19 protein-coding genes are annotated in these 18,978 nt (G+C 72.5%); 3 read left to right on the top strand and 16 right to left on the bottom strand.

Translation table 11 applies throughout. The features are described from left to right. Positions 1–32: 32 nt before the first annotated feature. From J2N69_RS21565 to J2N69_RS21535, 6 genes are all read right to left on the bottom strand, one after another. On the bottom strand, positions 33–2,531 hold the full coding sequence (locus J2N69_RS21565) for a zinc-ribbon domain-containing protein (RefSeq protein ID WP_269075621.1): 2,499 nt from the start codon (positions 2,529–2,531) through the stop codon (positions 33–35). A gap of 142 nt (positions 2,532–2,673) precedes the next feature. Further along, positions 2,674–3,369 (bottom strand): demethylmenaquinone methyltransferase, encoded by a 696-nt coding sequence (locus tag J2N69_RS21555; RefSeq protein ID WP_230902239.1) that lies wholly within the window; start codon positions 3,367–3,369, stop codon positions 2,674–2,676. Between the two features lie 193 nt (positions 3,370–3,562). Then, a complete protein-coding gene (locus J2N69_RS21550) occupies positions 3,563–4,162 on the bottom strand; it encodes an imidazolonepropionase-like domain-containing protein (RefSeq protein WP_230902238.1) in 600 nt (199 codons plus the stop codon). 7 nt (positions 4,163–4,169) lie between these two features. Next, positions 4,170–5,384, bottom strand: a complete 1,215-nt coding sequence (gene mqnC / locus J2N69_RS21545; protein ID WP_127912112.1) for a cyclic dehypoxanthinyl futalosine synthase — start codon at positions 5,382–5,384, stop codon at positions 4,170–4,172. A gap of 71 nt (positions 5,385–5,455) precedes the next feature. Beyond that, positions 5,456–6,211, bottom strand: coding sequence for a prepilin peptidase (locus J2N69_RS21540; RefSeq protein ID WP_408056767.1), 756 nt, complete (start codon positions 6,209–6,211; stop codon positions 5,456–5,458). After that, positions 6,181–9,252 (bottom strand): bacterial transcriptional activator domain-containing protein, encoded by a 3,072-nt coding sequence (locus tag J2N69_RS21535; RefSeq protein WP_230902237.1) that lies wholly within the window; start codon positions 9,250–9,252, stop codon positions 6,181–6,183. The genes J2N69_RS21540 and J2N69_RS21535 overlap by 31 nt, the downstream gene beginning before the upstream one ends. Positions 9,253–9,655: 403 nt before the next feature. Here J2N69_RS21535 and J2N69_RS21530 point away from each other — a divergent pair, with 403 nt between their 5' ends. Next, positions 9,656–10,036 carry a hypothetical protein gene (locus tag J2N69_RS21530; RefSeq protein WP_230904810.1) on the top strand — a complete coding sequence of 127 codons (381 nt, stop codon included), beginning with the start codon at positions 9,656–9,658 and terminating at the stop codon, positions 10,034–10,036. Between the two features lie 11 nt (positions 10,037–10,047). Here the strand turns inward: J2N69_RS21530 and J2N69_RS21525 are convergent, their stop codons facing one another. From J2N69_RS21525 to J2N69_RS21485, 9 genes are all read right to left on the bottom strand, one after another. After that, positions 10,048–10,512, bottom strand: a complete 465-nt coding sequence (locus tag J2N69_RS21525; protein ID WP_230902236.1) for a TadE/TadG family type IV pilus assembly protein — start codon at positions 10,510–10,512, stop codon at positions 10,048–10,050. Further along, positions 10,509–10,967 carry a TadE/TadG family type IV pilus assembly protein gene (locus tag J2N69_RS21520; RefSeq protein WP_230902235.1) on the bottom strand — a complete coding sequence of 153 codons (459 nt, stop codon included), beginning with the start codon at positions 10,965–10,967 and terminating at the stop codon, positions 10,509–10,511. The genes J2N69_RS21525 and J2N69_RS21520 overlap by 4 nt, the downstream gene beginning before the upstream one ends. Further along, positions 10,967–11,413 (bottom strand): TadE family protein, encoded by a 447-nt coding sequence (locus tag J2N69_RS21515; protein ID WP_230902234.1) that lies wholly within the window; start codon positions 11,411–11,413, stop codon positions 10,967–10,969. The genes J2N69_RS21520 and J2N69_RS21515 overlap by 1 nt, the downstream gene beginning before the upstream one ends. 34 nt (positions 11,414–11,447) lie before the next feature. After that, positions 11,448–11,693, bottom strand: coding sequence for a hypothetical protein (locus tag J2N69_RS21510; RefSeq protein ID WP_055567411.1), 246 nt, complete (start codon positions 11,691–11,693; stop codon positions 11,448–11,450). Positions 11,694–11,788: 95 nt separating this feature from the next. Beyond that, positions 11,789–12,718, bottom strand: a complete 930-nt coding sequence (locus tag J2N69_RS21505; protein WP_230902233.1) for a type II secretion system F family protein — start codon at positions 12,716–12,718, stop codon at positions 11,789–11,791. After that, positions 12,715–13,716, bottom strand: a complete 1,002-nt coding sequence (locus J2N69_RS21500) for a type II secretion system F family protein (protein ID WP_230902232.1) — start codon at positions 13,714–13,716, stop codon at positions 12,715–12,717. Before J2N69_RS21500 ends, J2N69_RS21505 begins: the two co-directional genes overlap by 4 nt. Before the next feature lie 7 nt (positions 13,717–13,723). Beyond that, positions 13,724–15,034, bottom strand: coding sequence for a CpaF family protein (locus tag J2N69_RS21495; protein WP_230902231.1), 1,311 nt, complete (start codon positions 15,032–15,034; stop codon positions 13,724–13,726). Next, the gene (locus J2N69_RS21490) at positions 15,031–15,888 is read right to left on the bottom strand and encodes a hypothetical protein (RefSeq protein WP_230902230.1); all 858 of its coding nucleotides are present in this window, start codon (positions 15,886–15,888) and stop codon (positions 15,031–15,033) included. The genes J2N69_RS21495 and J2N69_RS21490 overlap by 4 nt, the downstream gene beginning before the upstream one ends. A gap of 17 nt (positions 15,889–15,905) precedes the next feature. After that, positions 15,906–16,634 (bottom strand): hypothetical protein, encoded by a 729-nt coding sequence (locus tag J2N69_RS21485; protein WP_230902229.1) that lies wholly within the window; start codon positions 16,632–16,634, stop codon positions 15,906–15,908. A gap of 481 nt (positions 16,635–17,115) precedes the next feature. Here J2N69_RS21485 and J2N69_RS21480 point away from each other — a divergent pair, with 481 nt between their 5' ends. Together J2N69_RS21480 and J2N69_RS21475 are read left to right on the top strand one after the other, a co-directional pair. Continuing rightward, a complete protein-coding gene (locus tag J2N69_RS21480; RefSeq protein ID WP_230902228.1) occupies positions 17,116–17,358 on the top strand; it encodes a hypothetical protein in 243 nt (80 codons plus the stop codon). Positions 17,359–17,573: 215 nt separating this feature from the next. Continuing rightward, entirely contained in the window at positions 17,574–18,449 is an 876-nt protein-coding gene (locus tag J2N69_RS21475; protein WP_230902227.1) for a S1 family peptidase, read from the top strand. A gap of 84 nt (positions 18,450–18,533) precedes the next feature. Here J2N69_RS21475 and J2N69_RS21470 read toward each other — a convergent pair whose 3' ends face one another. Further along, positions 18,534–18,977 (bottom strand): SUKH-3 domain-containing protein, encoded by a 444-nt coding sequence (locus J2N69_RS21470; protein ID WP_230902226.1) that lies wholly within the window; start codon positions 18,975–18,977, stop codon positions 18,534–18,536. Position 18,978: the final 1 nt, after the last annotated feature.

The following is an 18,978-nucleotide window of genomic DNA, read 5'->3' as shown; positions in this document are numbered from 1 at the left end:
TGGTCGAGGCGCGCGACTCGCTCGGGGGAGGGTCAGTCCGTGAGCCGCCAGGTCTTCAGGGCGGTCCGGTGCGTCTTCGCGCCCTCGCCCGCGGGCCAGAAGTCCTCGCGCCAGGAGAGCTGGATGGCGTACTCGGTGCCGTTCTCGGCGACGTAGCTCTGGTTGATGGCGTGGATCGTGCGGTCCGCCTCGTCCGTGTACGTGTACTCCCAGATGGCGCCGTCCTGCCCCTGGAAGGTGTTCCGCTCCAGCCGAATCCGCCGGTAGTCCGACTTGTCCGAGGCGGTCTTGGTGTGCTTCTCGATGTCCGTGAAGTTCTCGTACGAGGTGTAGGGCGCGTCCTTCACGACGCCGACGAGGAACTCCTCCCGCCCGGTCGACCCGGCATAGGTGATCTGTCCGGGCCGCTCCGGGTTCACGGACTGCCGCGTCCACCCTTCGGGGACCGCGAAGGAGAACTTCTCGGGGTCCGTCACCCGCTCGGAGCCCTCGGGCACCTCGGCCTCGTCGACGGCTTCGGAGTCCGCGCTGTCGCTCGGTTCCTGGCTCGGCGTGGTCGGCGGGGCGGACGGACCCGGTTCCTGGCTCGGCTCCGTGCTCGGCGCTTCGGACCGGCTGACGGCGGGCTTGTCGTCCTTGCCCGCGTCACCCGCCTTGTCGTCGTTGTTGTCCTGCCAGATAAGGACGCCGGCCGTCGCGCCACCGCCGATGAGGAAGGCCCCGGCGAGCGTGGCCGCCCACACCCCGGCCCGGCCGCGCGGCTTGGCGGCGGCGGGGGACTGCGGGACGAGCTGCACGGCGTGCGGGCCGTACGTGTGGACGGGCGTGCCGGGGGCGGAAGGGGTGGCGGGGCCGGTGGGGCCGGGGGGTGCCGACTGGGTGACGAGCGCGGCGGTTTCGGCGGCGGACGGCCCGGCCGGGGCGGCCCCCGGGACCGGCGGCACCGCCGGTGCGTACGCGGGCGCGGCCGGAGCGCCGCTCTGCCCCGCCATCCGCAGCAGGTACGGCCCGAGCAGCGCGGCGGGGAAGACCCACAGCAGCCCGAACAGCAGGACCTCCGGGACACTGAGCCCGATCTCCACGCCGCCCTTGCCGCCGGCCCCGCCCAGCCCCGAGTCGCCGGTGACCGCGCCGGACGCCTCAAGGCCGAGGCCGCCGACCGCGGCGAGCAACAGGACGAGCCCGAAGAAGACGGCCGCGGCCAGGAGTTGCTCGCCCCGGCTCGCGCAGCGCCGGGCGGCGAGGACACCGAGCGTCAGCGCGCAGACGAGGCCGAGCGCCAACGCGCCGACGACCGCCCAGTCGTTGGTGGCGTCGCCCAGTTCGGAGAGGCCGAAGGACTTGCTCCGGTACCCGCCGCCGTACAGCGAACTGCTGCCGCTCACGGAGAACTCGGCGCCCGCGCCCCAGCCGATGCCGAGGGCCGCGACCGCGAGGTTCGGCAGGATGAGCAGCGCGACCAGGAGCGGCGAGACGCCGTCGTCGTCGAGGTCGGACAGCTCGCCCAGGTCGTCGGCCTGGGCCAGGCTGATGAAGGCGACGACGGAGCAGAGCACCAGGACGACGACCAGGGCCCGCAGCGCGGTCCCCGCGGCCCGGAGGGCGGCCTGGACGCCGGGGCGTGCGGCGGCCTGGAGCGGGTCGACGCGGTGCAGCACTCCGCAGGAGACGACGAGCGCGATGCCGAGTGCGCCGAGCGCCGCGAGCAGCGGGGAGGACGACAGTTCGACGCCCTCGATCTCCGGCTGCGCGAAGAGCGCCAGTACGAGGACGCCGACGCACGCCAGCAGCGAGACCCGCACGGTCGCTTCGAGACCGGCCGTGCCACCGCCCTGCTGTCCGTACCCGCGTGCGAGGAGGCGGGTGCGCAGGACGCGTACGCCGATGAGGAGTGCCACGATCCACAGCGCGGTCACGGTGAGCGGGACGAAGTGCAGGGAGGCCGTGCCTTCGAGCACGGCGTCCGAGGAGTCCGAGCCCAGGCCACCCGAACCCAGACCGTCCGAGCCCAGGCCGCCTGAGCCCAGGCCGCCCGAGGTCAAGCCGTCCGAACCCGTGTCGAGTCCGTCCGACCCGCCGAGGGTCGGCCGCTGCTCATGGCCCGTCAGATGGAAGCCGCCGCCCACCGACTGGAGGAGCAGCGCGAGGGCGATCCGCAGGCGGTCGGTGAAGCCGATGACCGTCTCGTCGCCCTGGCCGTACGACGGGATGGCGAGGGAGAGGCCCCCGAGCAGGAGCAGCGCGAAGGGCCAGAGCGCGGCCTGCGCGGACCCGGCCCAGTCGCCGCGGAACGCACGGCCGAGGAAGGCGCCGACGGGAGAGGGGGCGGTGGGGGCCGGGGCGGAGGCCGGGGCAGGGGTGTAGGCGGGCGGAGGCGGTGAGGCGGGGGCCTCCGCCGGGGCGGGCGGTGTGTCCGGAACCGGTGGTGCGTCGGGGGCGGGCGGGTCCGGGAGGCGTTCCTTCCCGCACTTCATGCAGAAGCGGGCCTCATCGGGGGCTGGTGCCCCACAGTGCGGGCAGTACGACGCCATCTAACGCTCCGTCACAGTCCAGGAGATCCCCACGAGCGGGAGGGACCGACCCTATAAGAACCGCATAAGTTCTGCCGAGGGTCGTATGAACGGACACGTCTTGCCCGGCGGCCGGTTCCCGGCCCGCCGAACCCGTCGCGGTTCAGCCCTGCTTGAAGCCGCGGTGCAGCGCCACGACGCCGCCCGTGAGGTTCCGCCAGGCCACCTTCGACCAGCCCGCGTCCTTCAGCCGTGCGGCCAGCGCGGGCTGGTCGGGCCAGGAGCGGATCGACTCGGCGAGGTAGACGTACGCGTCGGGGTTGGAGGACACGGCGCGGGCGACCGGCGGCAGGGCCCGCATCAGGTACTCGGTGTAGACGGTCCTGAACGGCTCCCACGTAGGGCTGGAGAACTCGCAGATCACGACCCGGCCGCCGGGCTTCGTCACGCGGTACAGCTCGCGCAGGGCGGCGTCGGTGTCCTGGATGTTGCGCAGCCCGAAGGAGATGGTGACGGCGTCGAAGGTGTCGTCCTTGAACGGCAGCTTCGTCCCGTCGCCCGCCGTGAACGGCATCCAGGGGTGGCGCTCCTTGCCGACCCGGAGCATGCCGAGCGAGAAGTCGCAGGGTACGACGTACGCGCCGGCCTGCGCGAAGGGCTGGGAGGAGGTGGCGGTGCCGGCGGCGAGGTCCAGGATCTTCTGCGCGGGGCGCGCGTCGACGGCCTTGGCGACCTCCTTGCGCCAGAGGCGGGCCTGGCCGAGGGAGAGCACGTCGTTGGTGAGGTCGTATCGTTCCGCGACGTCGTCGAACATCGTGGCGACTTCGTGCGGCTGCTTGTCCAAGGATGCGCGGGTCACCCGGCCCATTGTGTCAGGCCGGTCTTCTCTTGTGGCGGGGGCCTTGGGTGCCGGGGGTGGGGGTGTTTCGCCTGCGGCGGGCTGATGCGCGGGGCGTCTGCCGGGTTCGGGGGTCTGGCGGGCGCGGGTCGGTTGTGGCTTGTCGCGCAGTTCCCCGCGCCCCTTGAAAGCGCCTCCGGCGCCCCGTCAGGGGCTAGCGGGCGCGGTAGAGGAGGCGGCCGGCCAGCACTGTTGCCACGCACGTCTGCGCGCCCCGGCGCACCAGCTCCGTGCGGTCGGGTACGTCGAAGACGGCGAAGCGGGCGGGGGCGCCGGGGGTCGGGGGCGGAAGCAGGATCAGGGGGGTCGGGGAGAGGGACGCGGGGCCCGGGAGGCGGGGTGGGCGTTGGCCCACCGCGAGGCCCGCTCCGCGTACCGCGTCGAGGACCGGGCGGGCGCGGAGTTCGCCCGCGATGGCCACCGTGCCGTGGGCCAGCAGCCGCTGCACCCCGCGCCGCGCGCTGGCGCCGACGCGGGACGGGTCCGCGCGGAAGATCGCCCGGGCGCGCTCCCCGCCGATCGGCGCCGTGCCGAGGCGGTCGGCCTCGCGAGGGTCGGGGTGGTAGGTGGCTTCCAGCAGCTCGGGGCCGTACGGGTTGAGCAGACCGGGGGTCAGGATGCCGGGCCAGCGGCGGACGCGGGCCGAGGGGTGGGCCGCCGCCAGCTCCTCGTACGGGCCGACGGCCGCGACGACCGCCCCGTCGACCAGGACCGCCGTCTCCGGAGAGTCTTCGGCGACGTGCAGGGTGAGCAAGACGGCCTCAGTTGGTGGCGAGGAGCTTCAGCTCCGGGTGTGCCGTGCCGCCCTCGATCGCGGTGGACGAGATGTGCGAGGCGACGCGGTCGTCGACCGGGTCGTTCGCCGGGTCATCGTGGACGACGAGGTGCTCGTACGTCGTGGCGCGCTGGGCCGGCACGCGGTCCGCCGTACGGATCATGTCGATCATCTCGCGGAGGTTCGAGCGGTGCTTGGCACCGGCCGAGGAGACGACGTTCTCCTCCAGCATCACCGAGCCGAGGTCGTCCGCGCCGTAGTGCAGCGTCAGCTGGCCCGCCTCCTTGCCGGTGGTGAGCCAGGAGCCCTGGATGTGCGCGACGTTGTCGAGGAAGATCCGCGCGATCGCGATCATGCGGATGTACTCGAAGATCGTGGCCTGCGTGCGGCCCTTGAGGTGGTTGTTCTCGGGCTGGTACGTGTACGGGATGAAGGCCCGGAAGCCTCCGGTCCGGTCCTGTACGTCGCGGATCATCCGCAGGTGCTCGATGCGCTCGGCGTTGGTCTCGCCCGTACCCATGAGCATGGTGGACGTGGACTCCACCCCGAGGTTGTGCGCCGTCTCCATGATCTCCAGCCAGCGCTCGCCGCTCTCCTTGAGCGGGGCGATGGCCTTGCGCGGGCGGGCGGGCAGCAGCTCGGCGCCCGCGCCGGCGAAGGAGTCGAGGCCGGCGGCGTTGATGCGCTGGATGGCCTCCTCCACCGACACCTTGGAGATGCGGGCCATGTGCTCGACCTCGGACGCGCCGAGGGAGTGGATGACCAGCTGCGGGAACTCCTTCTTGATCGCGGAGAAGTGCTTCTCGTAGTACTCGACGCCGTAGTCCGGGTGGTGGCCGCCCTGGAACATGATCTGGGTGCCGCCCAGCTCGACGGTCTCCGCGCAGCGGCGCAGGATGTCGTCGAGGTCGCGGCTCCAGCCCTTCTTCGTGTCCTTGGGCGCGGCGTAGAAGGCGCAGAACTTGCACGCCGTCACACAGACGTTCGTGTAGTTGATGTTCCGCTCGATGATGTACGTCGCGATGTGCTCCGTACCGGCGTAGCGCCGGCGGCGGAGGGCGTCGGCGGTGGCGCCGAGCGCGTGCAGCGGGGCGTCCCGGTAGAGGACGAGCGCTTCCTCGGGGGTGATCCGCCCACCTGCGGCGGCACGGTCGAGGACGGCGGGGACATCAAACGACGTGAGGTCGGCCTTCTCGGTCACCGGGACGTCCCTTTCGTAAGGGTTGTGGACAGACCAAGCCAGCGTACGCCAGCCCTTCCGGGGCCCCGACGTCAGGCGGCGCAGGCCCCGAGCAGCACGCCCACGAAGGCACCGCCGAGCAGGAAGGGGCCGAACGGGATCGCCGTCTTGCGGCCGGCACGGCGGGCGGCGACGAGCGCGACGCCGTACAGCGAGGCGAGCAGGAACCCGGCGAAGGTGCCCAGCAGCAGCACGCCCCAGCCGTACCAGCCGAGCACCGCCCCGAGCGCGAGGGCGAGCTTGACGTCACCGAAGCCCATGCCGTTGGGGTTGATCAGGAAGAGCACGAAGTACGCCCCGGCCAGCGCCAGCGCCCCGTACAGCGCCCCGGTCCACGAGCCGCCGTGCCCGGGCAGCAGCGCGGCGCCCCCGAGCAGCGCGAGCGCGGCCCCGGCCAGCGGCAGCGTGACGACGTCCGGCAGCCGGTGCACCCCGAAGTCGACCACGGTCAGCAGGACGGCGACCGGGGCGAGCAGCAGCCACGCGGCGAGTTCGGGGCGGGGGCCGGTGGCGCCGGCGAGGGCGGCGCAGACGGCCGCGGTGGCGGCGGCGGCCAGGGCGGCGCGGGGGCCGTAGCGGTCCCCGTGCCCGCAGCGCGCGAGCCCGACCCAGCCGCCGAGGGGGTGCCCCTCGGGGCACTCTCCGCGCCAGGTGCCGTCCGGCGGGACGGAGAGCCGGTAGGCGGCGCGGGGGACGAGGAGTCCGGTGAGGGCGCCCCAGAGCGCGCCGCCGCAGGCGAGGAGCACGAGCACGAGGTTCACCCCGCCGCCGTGACCCCACTGCGCCACGCGGGAAGCAGCTCGTCCAGCAAGGCCTCGGTGCGGGGCGGCAGCCCGCGCGCCCCGCTCCGGGCGAGCAGATCCGCCGCCACCTGCCGGAGCCGGGCCGGGTCCTGGGTGGCGGCCGTGGCCCGCAGCAGCTCGTTCCAGAGCCGCTCGTCGCGCGGCGCGGAGCCGAGCGCGGCGTTCAACGCCTCGATCGCCTTCTGGGCCCGCCCCTTCTCCAGGTGGAACTCACAGAGGGCGAGCCCGATGTCGGCGACGAGCAGCGGCAGCTGCGCGTCGATGATCTCGTGTGTGAGCCACGCGTAGCGGCCCTGCGGCCGGTCGGCGAGCAGCGGTCCGCGGACGAGCACCAGGGCGTCGGTGAGCATCCGCCCGCGCACGGCGCGGTTCCCGGCGCCGCGCCCCTGCGTGGCCTCGTGGTAGAGCGAGCGCAGCACGTCCAGGTCCGAGACGACGGACTTGGCGAGCGTGAGCCGTCCGTTGCCGTCGGCCCGCAGCCGGGGCGAGCCGTCGGGGTCGGTGCCGAGCCACTCGCGCAGCCGCTCGACCAGCGCGTCGCGCACGTCGTCGGTGACACCGCGCGGCCACAGCGCGGAGGCGAGCACCCGGGGGTGCACTCCTTCGCGGTGCATGAGCAGCAGGGCGAGGGCCTCGTGCATCAGCGCGCTGCGCTCGCCGTCCGGCGTGTCGAGGCCGATGATCTCGTACGTGCCGACGAGGCGGGCGTAGACCGCGGGCCGCCCCTGCTCGGTGACGTCGACGAGGAACGGCGGCGCGGCGCCCGTGGGCCCGTCGTCGGGGCCGGTGGGACCGGAGTCGCTCTCCGGGTCCGCCTCGGTGAAGAGGCGGACGATGGCCCGCTGCTGGGCCTCGGGCAGCGTCTGCGCCTGGAGTTCGAGGCCGAGCAGGGGCGCGAGGAGCTTGCCCGCGCGGGTGATCTCCATCTCCCAGGCGGCGCCGGGCAGGTCCCCGGACTCCGTGCCGACGAGGTAGCCGATGCCGAGGCGGGCGGCGTCGGCGGCGAGTTCGGCGAGCTTGACGGCGTCCTCGCCGGTCGGCTCGGCGGCGAGCAAGACGAGGTGCGGGGCCCAGCGGGTGTGCTGGGCGGGCCCGGTGCGGCCGGTGAGCACGGAGTCGTGCCCGGCGGCGCCGAGCGCGCCGCGCCGCTGCCGCGTCTCGGCCTCCATGGTCTCCAGGAGCGCCTCGACGTCTTCCAGGTGCCGCAGCCGGTTCGGGGCGAGCGGGGTGAGGTCCTGCCCGAAGCCGACGACGGTGATGGTCATGCGGTCCGACCAGCCGTTGGTGGCGAGTTCGGCGGCGACCGAGGCGAAGACGGCGGCGCGGTCGCTCTCGGCGCCGCTCAGCGAGACGATGCCGGGCACGGACTCCAGGTTGAGGAGCAGCCGGGATTCCTCGGGGCCGCCGAGGGTGCCGAGGCTGACGAGCCCCGGGTAGGGCGCGGCGGTGTCCACGTCCTCGTACCGCTCGGCGTCGGTGCGGGCCAGCACCCAGAACGTCTGGTCCTGCCCCAACTGCCAGGGCGCGGGCGGCCGTCCGGCGGGCTGGGCGAGCTGGAGGTGCAGGTCGCCGTTGGTCAGCCAGGCCGCGTACACGGTCGGCAGCTCGCGGTTCTCCTCGGCGAGCGAGGCGGCGAGGCCGCGCAGCGACAGGTCGAGCAGGCGTACGCCCTCGGGGTCGGCGCCCACGAGCAGCGCGTCCTGCGCGTCGGCGGCGTCCCCGGTCGGGGTCCGCGGATGCATGCCGCGGTGTCCGCCGACCGCGCTCATCGCCGACTGCCACAGGGCGTGGCGGCGACGGCGGCCGAGGGCGCCGAGCAGGCCGGCGGCGAGGAGGGGCGCGCCGAGGAGCGCTTCCGGCAGGCCGAAGCCGGAGCCGTCGGACGTCCTGCCGCCGGTGGCCCCGGAAGCGTCGGGAGCTTCGGCGGCGGGTGTCTCGGGAGTGGCCGGGGCCTGCGGCATCGCGGGCTTCTCCGGCGCGGAGGGCCGCTGTTCGGGCAGGACGATGTGCGCGGTGTCGCGGTCGACGGAGCTGCCGCCGCCCTGCTCCCGGCCGCCGCCCTGCTCCTGGCCGCCACCTTGTTCCTGGCCGCCGCCCTGCCGCTGGTCGCCGGTCTTGGCGTAGTCGGAGATCTGCTCCTTGACGTCCTTGGAGACCTTGGGGGCCTCGTCGGGCATCTCGACGAGTTCGCCGCCGTGCGCGTCCGCGGGCATCTCCATGATCCAGCCGGGCCGGATGAGGCTGGCCTCGGAGAGCTTCGAACCGTCGGGCTGCTCGCGGTCCTTGTTGAGCTGGTAGATCTCCTTGTACCGGCGGCCGTCGCCCAGGTGCCGCTCGGCGATCTCCCACAGGGAGTCGTGGTGGCGGCCCTCGGGCGGCTGAATCCGGTAGTACTTCGTGTCCCCCTCCTTCGCGCCGCCCTCCGCGTGCGCGGCGGCCTGTTCGGCCTGCGCGGCGAGGGCGTCGGCGGCGGACGCGGCGGCCTGCTGCCCCGGTGCGAAGAGGCCGGGGGTCTGCTGGGCGCTCGCGGCGGACGCGGGCTTCTGGTTCCCCTCCGGCGACTGCCCGAACTGCGAGAGCCCGGGCGCGAAGCTGGCGGCGGTGGCCCCGACGAGCAGCAGGGCGGCGACGAGCTGCCGCGCGAGCATCTGGCTGCCGCCGGCGCCCGGCACCCGGCTCGGGATGCCCACCCCGGACAGCGCGGCCTTTATCTCGACGAGCACGCAGGCGGTGAACTGCGCCCAGGCGAACCAGACGACGACGGTCAGTACGTTGATGAACGTACTGACGGTGATCTCCTGCTGCAGCCAGCTGAGCGAGGGCGCCCCGCTCGGCAGCGGCCACCCCACGAACATCACGAGCGCCCCGGGCACGCCGACCAGGAGCACGGCCAGCGCGACGAAGGCGAGGAAGGCCTTGACGAAGTCCCCGGCGGTGCGCCCGCGCCTCGGCAGGGGCTGCGGCGTCCGGTTCCGCGGCGGCTGCGGGTCAGGCGGGCTCGTCGAGCGTGAAGTGGTGCGCGCCATGGCGGGTGTCCTGGTGTCCGGTGGGGAGGAGTGGAGGGGAGAGGGGTCGGGTGAGACTACTGAGTGATGGTACGGAAGGTGCCTCGTCGTGATCGAGGGCGCCCGTCACAGTTCCGGTACGGATCGGACGGGCCCGTGTCCGACGGTGCGACGATGCACGGGGGTGATGCGGAAATGGCCGGAATGACCGGCTTGGATGTGACGGGAAACCCCGGCAGCCCGACCTGGTCGTCACGGCGGGCGACCGCTTCGTGGCGGCCGAACTGGACCCGGCCGAGTGGCACTGAACATGCCACCGGGAGCGAACCGACGAGCTACCGCCGCCGTCATGACGTAAAGCATCATGACGGCCTACGACACGACGGCCATCGGCACGGCGCATCACTCAGGGGGAATACGGAACATGGGCGGCAAGGGCAAGAGCGACCTCTCGATCCCGCTCACGGATCTGGAGGACTACGGCAGCCGGCTCCGCTCCATCAAGGACCGCATGAACCGCACGAAGAAGATCTTCGACTCCTACCGCGACGACATAGGGGACGGCGGTGTCTGCGACTCCCTCGACGACTTCGAGTCCAACTGGGAGGACGGCCGCGAGGACATCGGCCAGCAGTTGGACCAGCTCGCGGACCTGTCGGACGCGGTCGTACGCGAGTTCAAGAAGCTGGAGGACGACCTGACGAAGGCCGTCAACGACGCGGTGAAGGTGAAGGAGGGCAAGGGCGGCAAGGGCGACGGCAAGGGGGGCAAGGGAGACGGGAAGGGCGGGGGCGGCGCCAAGTAGCCGCGGCGGCCTCAGCCCACCTCGTTCTCCGCCACCGCCCTGCCCTTCACCGTCACGTCCCCGCCGTAGAACATGCCCGTGAACACCGGGCTGTAGGTCATCTGGACCTCGACCTCGACCTGCTGCGGGTTCGCCGTGACGCAGTGCGTGTTGGCCACGTCGGCGCCCTTGAGGCCCGCCTCCTCCACGAAGGCCCTGACCCGCGCCTCGCAGTTCTCGTAGTTGATGGGCGCGCCCTTCACGCCCTCGTAGATGTCCTCGAGTTCGAGGTCCTGCGCGGCGTAGCGCGCGGCCTGTTCCGCGATGTCGGCGGCGCGCTCCCGTTTGGAGATGGAGAGGCCGCCGTCGATGACGAACGCCGACAGGGTGAGGAAGACGATGGCGAAGACGATGACCGCGCCGGCCCCCGAGCCCCGGTCGTCGAGGCGCGCGTGGCGGGACGCGAGCCAGTCGCGTACGACGGGACGGCGCGTCACGCCGACCTCCGGTACGGGTCGAGCGGCGAGCTGAAGGTGGCCTCCAGCGTCGTCGGGATGTCCAGGCCCAGCATGGCCAGGCCCTTGACCTCGCAGCTGACCTCGACGGTGAAGAACGGGTCGACCTTCTCGTCGAAGCCGGTGCTCTTCTGGACCACCGAGACGGGGCCCGAGCAGACGTCGGCGAGGTCGGCCCGCGCGGCCTTGCGCGCCTCCGCCATCGCCGTTCCGTGCTCCTTCTGGATCGACCCGGCGCGGGCGGCGTCGCGCGCCGCACCGTCGATGGCCCCCCGGCCCTCGACGAGCTGGCCGAAGGCGACCAGGACCAGGATGAAGAGGATCATCACCGGGGCGAGGATCACCACTTCGACGGTCGACAGGCCCCGGTCGTCCCGACGGATGCCGGCGCGCACCGCCGCCCGCGCCCCGGTCCACGCGTCCCGTACGCCCCGCATCAGTCGGTCTCCTCCACGAACCGCTCCACCGGCCCCGCGGACCGCGCGTGCACCGTCAGGTCCAGGCCCGGGAAGACCGTGGGAATCCGGGCCGTGATCTCCACGCCGACGGTGGTCTGCTCCGGCTGGATGGTCTTCACGTCCGGGCCGAGCACCAGCTCCGGGCCGAGCTGGCTGATGTACGCGTCGGCCACGTCACGCGCCTCGCCCCGCCAGCCGCCGGGGTTCTGGTCGGCCGTGGCGCGCGCCTTGCGGGCGCCCGCCTGGGCCGCGGCCTGGGCGACGTGGTCGGCGAAGAAGTACAGCGCGAACTGCACCGTCGCGAAGATCATGAAGAACAGCACCGGGGTGAGCAGCACGAACTCGATCGCGGTCAGGCCGGATTCGCCGCGGGCGGAGGCGGCCTCCACCCTGCGGCGTACCCATCGTCTCGCACGTTCGTGCACGCGTGTCCGCCCCCTGTCCCCGTTCACCGCCGCGTCAGCAGGTGCTGCCGGCGTCCGCGCCCTTGATGCAGTCGCTCACCTTGTCGGCGCCGCCCTTCAGCGCGGCGTTGATGACCGCGGCCACCACGCCCACGATCGCCACGACGACCGCCGAGATGATGACCCACTCGACCGCGGACGCGCCGCGGTCCAGCTCGCCGGAGCGGGCACGCTGGACGCGGCCCTTCAGGAAGGTCACGAGGAAGTCGACAGCCGGGTGACTGAAGTTCCGTCCGTTCATGATGAGTTGTCCTCTCAGAAGTGGTGGGGGGAAGGGGCGCCGGGCCCCGTTTCGTCCGGCGCCGTCGTCTCGCAGGGCCCTGGAGCTGCCGGGCCCTAGACCTGGAACACGCGCATCGCCGCCGGGAAGATGAGGAAGACCAGGAACCCCGCGCACAGCAGCAGCTGCGCGACCAGCATCGACTGGGACTTCTCGCCCGCGCTGCCCTCGATCTCGGCCAGCTCGCGGTGGCGCATCGTCTCCGCGCGGGAGGCGAGGGACTCGCGCACCTTCGCGCCGTCGTCCGCCACCAGCGCCAGGGACGCCGACAGGTCCTTCAGCTCCTCCACGCCCAGTTCCTCGCCGAGCGAGCCGAGGGCCTGCCACTGGCTGACGCCGGTGATGCGGGCGTCGGCCAGCGCGCTGCGGATGCGCTGCGTCGCCCAGCCGTCGGAGACCTCCGCCGCCGCCATGAGCGCCTCGGGGAGGCCGCGGCCGCCCGCGAGGCTCATCGACACCAGGTCCAGATAGGCGCCGATGACGCGGCGCAGGTCGCGCCGCTTGTCCGCCGCGTCCCTGCGTACCTCCAGATCGGGCAGGAAGAAGAAGAGCACGCCGAACATCAGCGCGAGCCAGACCGGGATGATCGGGCTGCGGCCCACGCCGAGCGTGTAGACGACGGCGAAGAGGAACGGGCCGAAGAAGACACCGGCCGCGGCAAGGAGCACCTTCGTCGCGAGGAACTTCTCCCAGCTGCGGTCGAGGACCGCGAGGTCGGCCCGCAGCGACCGCTGCTCCCACCCCTGCTGGAGGTAGAAGTCCGCGACGCGCAGGCCGACGCGGGTCCGCATCGACCCGATGCGGCCCGGCTTCTCGGTGTCCGAGGTGGCCCGGTGCGACTCGTACGCCGCGCCGCGCGCCCGCATCGCGTCGATGCGGGCCACCGTGGCGACCGCGCTGCGCTTGGACGGCATGAGGGCGCGTACGAGGGTGAAGATGCCGAGGCCGAGGATCGCGCCGATCACTATCGGCGTCGTCAGGCTCATCGACGTACCCCCTCGGGAGAGTTGGCATAACCCGGCAGGCCCTGCTGGGACGGCTGCTGCGGCTGGTCCGCGGTGGCGGCCGGGCCCCTCGGGCGGACGAACTGCACGCCCGGCTCGTCCCTGACCAGGAAGCGGTCCGGCGTCTCCACCGTCGACAGCTTCCGCAGCCACCAGAAGCCGAGCGCGAACAGCGCGCACACCATGGCGAGCACGAGCTGTCCGACGGGCGTGCCGTACGGCTCGACGAACTCGCGGTTGAAGATGGACAGGCCGAGGACGAAGGCGACCGAGACGGCCACCACGATCTGCACCGAGCGGCGCGTCGACGCGCGCTGCGCCATGACGCGCTGGCGCATGTCGACCTCCTCGCGCGCCGACTTGGCGAGCGCGCCGAGGACCTGGCGCAGGCCGGGGCCGCGCAGCTTGGCGTTGAGGATGAGCGCCGCGACGATGATGTCGGCCGAGGCGTCGTCGATCTCGTCGGCGAGGATCTGGAGGGCCTCGGGGAGCGGCGTGCGGGCGCGCAGCCGGTCCACCAGGGCGTCCAGGTGCGGGCGGAGCACCGGTGCCGCCGCGCGGGCGGAGGCGGGGATGGCCTGCTCCAGGCCGACCGCGCCCGCGATGGTGTCGCGCAGCGACTCCGTCCAGGCCGCGAGGGCCTCGACGCGCTTCATCTGCGCCCGCTCCTCCGCGGCGCCGCCGAAGAGCTTGTCCCAGAAGAAGACGAGGATGCCGGCGGCGATGCCCGCCACCGCCCAGCGGGTCAGCAGCAGGACGACGAGGCCGACACCGGCGGCCAGGGAGCCGCGCTGCCCCGCGAAGCGCAGCAGTTCGCTCGCGCGCTCGCTCGCCTTCTGCTTCTCGTGGGCGGGCTTGGCGGGCAGGCCGCGGAGGGCGATCACGAGGAGCGCGATGCCGCCGCCCGCGGCGACGCCGCAGCCCAGCGCGTACAGGACGGGCAGCGAGAAGAGGCCGCCCATGGAGCCCAGCGTGTTCATGTCGTGCTCACCCCCATTGCCCGGCGGGGCGGTAGCCGAACGCCGCCAGGTCGTCCATGCAGGCTATCGGCGCGTGCGCGACGACCCTCCCGTCGGGGGCCTCCGCGAAGACCTCGCTGGACAGGACGCGGCCGTCGACGCCGTTGACCTCGCGGATCGAGGTCACCATGCGCTGGAGCTTGCCGCCGGACTGGTAGTTGTTGCGCCGCTGGATGAAGACGACGAAGTTGACCGCTCCCGCGACGAGCATCTGGCTCGCCTCGATGGGCAGCCGCTCGGACGCCTGGAGCGCGTAGGTGGAGATACGGTTGAAGACCTCGCTGGAGCTGTTGGCGTGGATCGTGGAGAGCGAGCCGTCGTTGCCCTGCGACATCGCGTTGAGCATCGTCACGATCTCGTCGCCGAGGACCTCGCCGACGATGACGCGCGAGGGGTTCATGCGCAGCGAGCGGCGCACCAGCTCCGCCATCGAGATCTCGCCCTGGCCCTCGGAGTTGGGCAGCCGCTCCTCGAACGCGACGACGTTCGGGTGCAGGTCGGCGAACTGGTCGAGGCCCAGCTCCAGGGCGCGTTCGACGGTCACCAGGCGCTCGTGCGGCGGGATCTCGTTGGCGAGGGCGCGCAGGAGCGTGGTCTTGCCGGCGTTGGTCGCGCCCGCGATCATGATGTTCTTGCGGGCCCGGACCGCGCAGGCGAGGAAGTGGCCGATCTCCGGGGTGAGCGTGCCGTTGCCGACCAGGTCCGACATGAAGACCTTGCCCATGCGGGCGCGGCGGATGGAGAGGGCGGGGCGGCGCGTGACGTCCATGACCGCCGACAGACGCGAGCCGTCGGGCAGCCGCAGGTCGAGCTGCGGGTTCGCGGAGTCGAAGGGGCGCGAGGACAGACCCGAGTACGCGCCGAGGACCTGGATCAGCTCGACGAGTTCCTCGTCGGTCTCGGCGACCGGGTCGGCCTTGACCTCGCGGCCGTCGGCGTATCCGACGAAGACCTGGTCGCAGCCGTTGATGTCGATGTTCTCGACCTCGGGGTCGTCGAGCAGCGGCTGGAGCCGGCCGACGCCGAAGAGCGCGGCGTGCACGGCGGCCGCGTACTGCTCCTCGGTCTCCGCGTCGAGCGGGGTGCGCCCGGCGTTGATCTCCGCGCGGGCGTACTCCTCCAGGATCTGGGCGATGACGGCGCGCGCGTAGTGCCGCTCGTCCTCGCCCGACATCGGGGTGACGCCGGATATCTGGTCCAGGCGGCGCTGCTCGGCGATGCGGTCGCCGGCTTCCTGCCGGAACCGCTTCACCAGCTGATGGTCGACGGGCGCGCTCATCGGCCCGCTCCGGGCTGCCGCGCGACGTGTCCTGGCTGCTGCGCGACGGGGTTGGTCCAGGCAGCCCCGTACTGCTGGTACAGGTCGGCGGTCACCTTGCGGGCGGAGCGGATGAGCAGCGACTTGTCGAGCCGTCCGCGCTTGCGCCCGGCCAACTGGTCGGCTCCCGAGGGGTCGTCGGCGAGGGTGCCGACGACGCGGGCGCCGGTCTGCGCGGCCATCAGCATGTCGTTCACCTGGTGGACGAGCTTGGCCGAGGCCGACGGGTCCGTGATCAGCAGGACGCCGATGAGCGGCGTCGCCAGCGAGGCGGCGCCGCGCGAGCCGCCGTGCAGCTTGGCGGCGAGGGCCGCGGCGCGGTCGCGCACGCGGGCCAGCGACTCGGGCTCGGTGCGCGAGACGAGCAGGACGAGGGCGGCCTGCGGGAACAGCTCGACGGCCGGGGTGTCGCCGCTGACGCGCCCGCAGTCCGCGATGACGTCGGCGGGCGCGTGCGGCGAGTCGGCGAGCTGGGAGAAGGCGCGGCCGAGGGTCGGCCAGAGCCCGGCGAGGCCGGCCGCCTGCTCGGCGACCCCGATCCCGACGAGCACTTCGAGGCCGCCGCTCAACGGCTGCACGTGGTCCCACAGTTGGTCCGGTACGAGGCCCCGGCGCGCCGTCGCCGCGATGGACAGCATGCCGGTGTTGGGGTTGAGCGGGCCGCCGTGCGCGGCGGCGCTGCGGTAGACCAGGTCGCCGCCGGCCGGGTCGGTCTCCGCGACCAGCACGCGGCGCGGCCAGACCGCGGCGAGCGCGACGGCGGCGGTGGTGACGCCGGGCGACCCTTTGTCGGCGGCGAGAGCGATGAGCGCCATGTCTCTTCTACTCGCCTCTAGTTGCTGTTGCCGGTGACGCGTACGACGACGACCTTGCCCTCGGAGGCGGCGCTCGCCAGCGCCGCGACCTCTTCCTGCGGGACGAGGAGGGTGATGCTCTGGTTGCCGGTGCTCACCGTGGCGTCGCTCTTGCTGCTGACCTTGCTCACCTTGGCGGCGGCGACCAGCGGGCCGCCCGAGCCGGAGGCGGAGCCGCTGCTTCCCGTGGAGCCCTTGCCGGTGGAGGTGCCGGAGACCACGGGGTAGGCGGCGACGGTGTCGCCGGACTTCAGGTCCGCGGGGTACTGGCCCTCCTTGAGGGCGAGGCCGACGGAAGCCTTGCCGGCGGGCACGCTCTCCGAGGCACCGAACATCTCACCGACGACGACGGCCCCGCGGGGGATGGTGCTCTTCGCCTTCAGCTTGGCGAGGGCGTCGACCTGGGCCCACGGGACGTAGTTGATGGACTTGTCCTCGGCGACCATCACGCTGGTGATGTTCTTGTTCTTGACGGGCGCCTCGCCCGCCGGGATCTCCTCCGTGACTTTGACGACCTCGACGCGGTCGCCGGCCTGCAACACGAGGATCGTGGCACCGAGCGCACCGACCAGGATCAGCAGAACGGCCAGTGCGGCCAGTGCCGGTTTGCGCTCGCGAGGCGGCGCGGGAAGGCGCTCACCGACCGCCGGCTGAACCGGTGCGGAGGAACGGCTGTTGCCCGCCCCCATACGCTCCTGGATCTTCACGCAACTGCTCCCCGCACGCCCAAGAAGATTCGGTCAATTTCCGTCATTTGTGACACTCGCGTCTCTCTCGCCCCACCTCGGGCGGGCTATTCAGCCCCAGGCTCAGTGTCAAGTCATGGCACCGTATCAGCAGCACATAAGCCCCTCAAGGCGCGCCAAAGATCGCGAAGCTCACACCTCTCATCGTTATCCACGCGCAATCCCGGCGGGTTGCCCGCGATGCGGTTCCTGGCTTGTGGGACGCGGCCGACATGTGCGTACGCGAAGGCGTGAACTTTGCCCAACGGGCGTTCCGTACGCGCTCGCACCGGGCCGGCGGCGGCTTCCACACGGTTCCCACACGTCCCGGACCGGGCGCGGCACGGCCGTGCCATGGTCCGTCGACGCGGGGGACGACGCCAAGGACGACGCCGACGGGTGCCGTACCGGTTCCCGACCGCGGCCTCACGTGCCCCACCACATACGACGGGAAGGAATCGACGTGGCCTACGGCGTGACGCAGGATGTCCCGGCCGGCTACCTGGCGGGCGCGCTGGTCCCGTTGGCGATCGTGACGTGGCCGGCGGACGCCCGCCGGGGCAGGGAGAGGCAGCGGCTGCGCGAGCAGGCGGTGGCGTACGTACGGGCGCTCGCGGCGGCGCAGGCGACGGGAGCACGGGCGCCGGAATTGTCGCCTGTGTTGCGGATGTTACCCGTCGAGGAGACCGAACGAGCCGCGGAATGAAGACGGCATGACGCCGGAATGAACCTGCCCCGGGGAATTTCCCTCTCTCTTTCCGGCGCGAAGGTCCGGCGTCCGGCGGGGTTGTTGAAGCGTTGAGCAAAGCCGCCCAGGCCAGCCTGGTCCGGACCTTTCGCGCGCAGAGCAGTGCGGCGCCGGTGACCGCACACCGCACCGCATTCCGCTATTCCTGCCGTACGAAAGAGAAACAACCCCCCATGAATTCCACGAGAATCCCCACGCGCAAGACCTCCATAGCCGCCGGCCTCGCCGCCACCGGCGCCGCCCTGGCGATGGTCGCCACGTCCGCCCCGGCCGCGCACGCGATCATCGGCGGCACCGAAGTCCCCAACGACGCCTACCCCTTCATGACGGCCGTCCTGGACAAGGGCCCGGGCAGCGCGCTCGACCGCCAGTTCTGCGGCGCGAGCCTGGTCACGCCGGACACGGTCGTCACGGCGGCGCACTGCCTGGTCGACGACGAGGGCAAGCCGGTGAAGCCGAAGACGCTCCAGGTGGCGGTGGGCCGCACGGTCCTGTCCTCCCGGCAGGGCCAGGTCCGTGACATCGCCAAGGGCGGCGTCGTCGTGCACCCGCGCTACCTCAAGGGCCAGGAGGCCTACGACGTGGCGTTCCTCCAGCTGAAGAAGCCGGTGCGGGGCATCTCCCCGGTCGCGCTGCCCACGCAGGGCACGGACGCGCTGATCCGCCCGGGCCAGAAGGCGACGGTCGCGGGCTGGGGCAACACGGACACGGAGCTTCCCCACACGCCCGACCGCCTGCGCCAGGTGCGGGTCCCGATCCTCTCCCACGCGGAGTGCGGGACGAGCTACGAGGGGTACGACGCCAAGGTCAACTTCTGCGCGGGCGTCGAGACCAAGGACTCCTGCCAGGGCGACAGCGGCGGCCCCATCTTCCGCAAGGTCCCCGGCCGCCAGGCCCCCATCCTGATCGGCGTCGTCTCCTACGGCGACGGCTGCGGCGCGCAGGGCGCCCCCGGTGTCTACACGTCACTCAGCTCGTCGAAGCTGTGGAAGACGCTGGACGAGTCGCCGTCGGGGAAGAAGATCAAGCGGGCGATGAACCGGCGCTGACGGCCGGTTGATGCGGGCGGGCGGCCCGGGGCGGACAATCGAGTCCCGGGCCGCCCTTCCCTGAAAGCCCGGTGAGAGCCCGAATCAGCGGATGCCCTCGATGAGTTTCTCCAGTGCCTCGTCACCGGTGTCCGCGAGCAGCGTGGCACTGTCCATGCCGATATAGACCTTGCCGTCCGGCGCGATTCCCAGGTAGCTGTTGCGGCGGTCGGCTTCGCCGACGGGATACAGATACGCGCCCGCCTCCTCGCTGAGCACGTCGAAGATCTCGTCGTCCCATTCGGCCGCGAGAGGGTCGAGCCGGAAGCCCATGCGGGCCATCGTCCTGCCCGGGCCCCGCTCCTCGCACGCCAGGCCGCCGAATTCGGCGAGGAAGAGCCGTGCCGCCTCGTGGATCTCGAAGCCGCCGTGTTCGCGCAGGACTCTCTCCCACTCGGCCGTGGGCACGGTTCGCCCGGGGTGCCAGCCGGCCGCCCGCAGTACGCGGTCGGACTCCGCGGACCAACGCCCGGGGGATTCTTCAGTCATC

The organism is Streptomyces huasconensis (genome assembly GCF_021028635.1).
Taxonomy (GTDB): Bacteria; Actinomycetota; Actinomycetes; order Streptomycetales; family Streptomycetaceae; genus Streptomyces; species Streptomyces huasconensis.
This window is presented reverse-complemented; position numbering and strand designations above follow the sequence as displayed.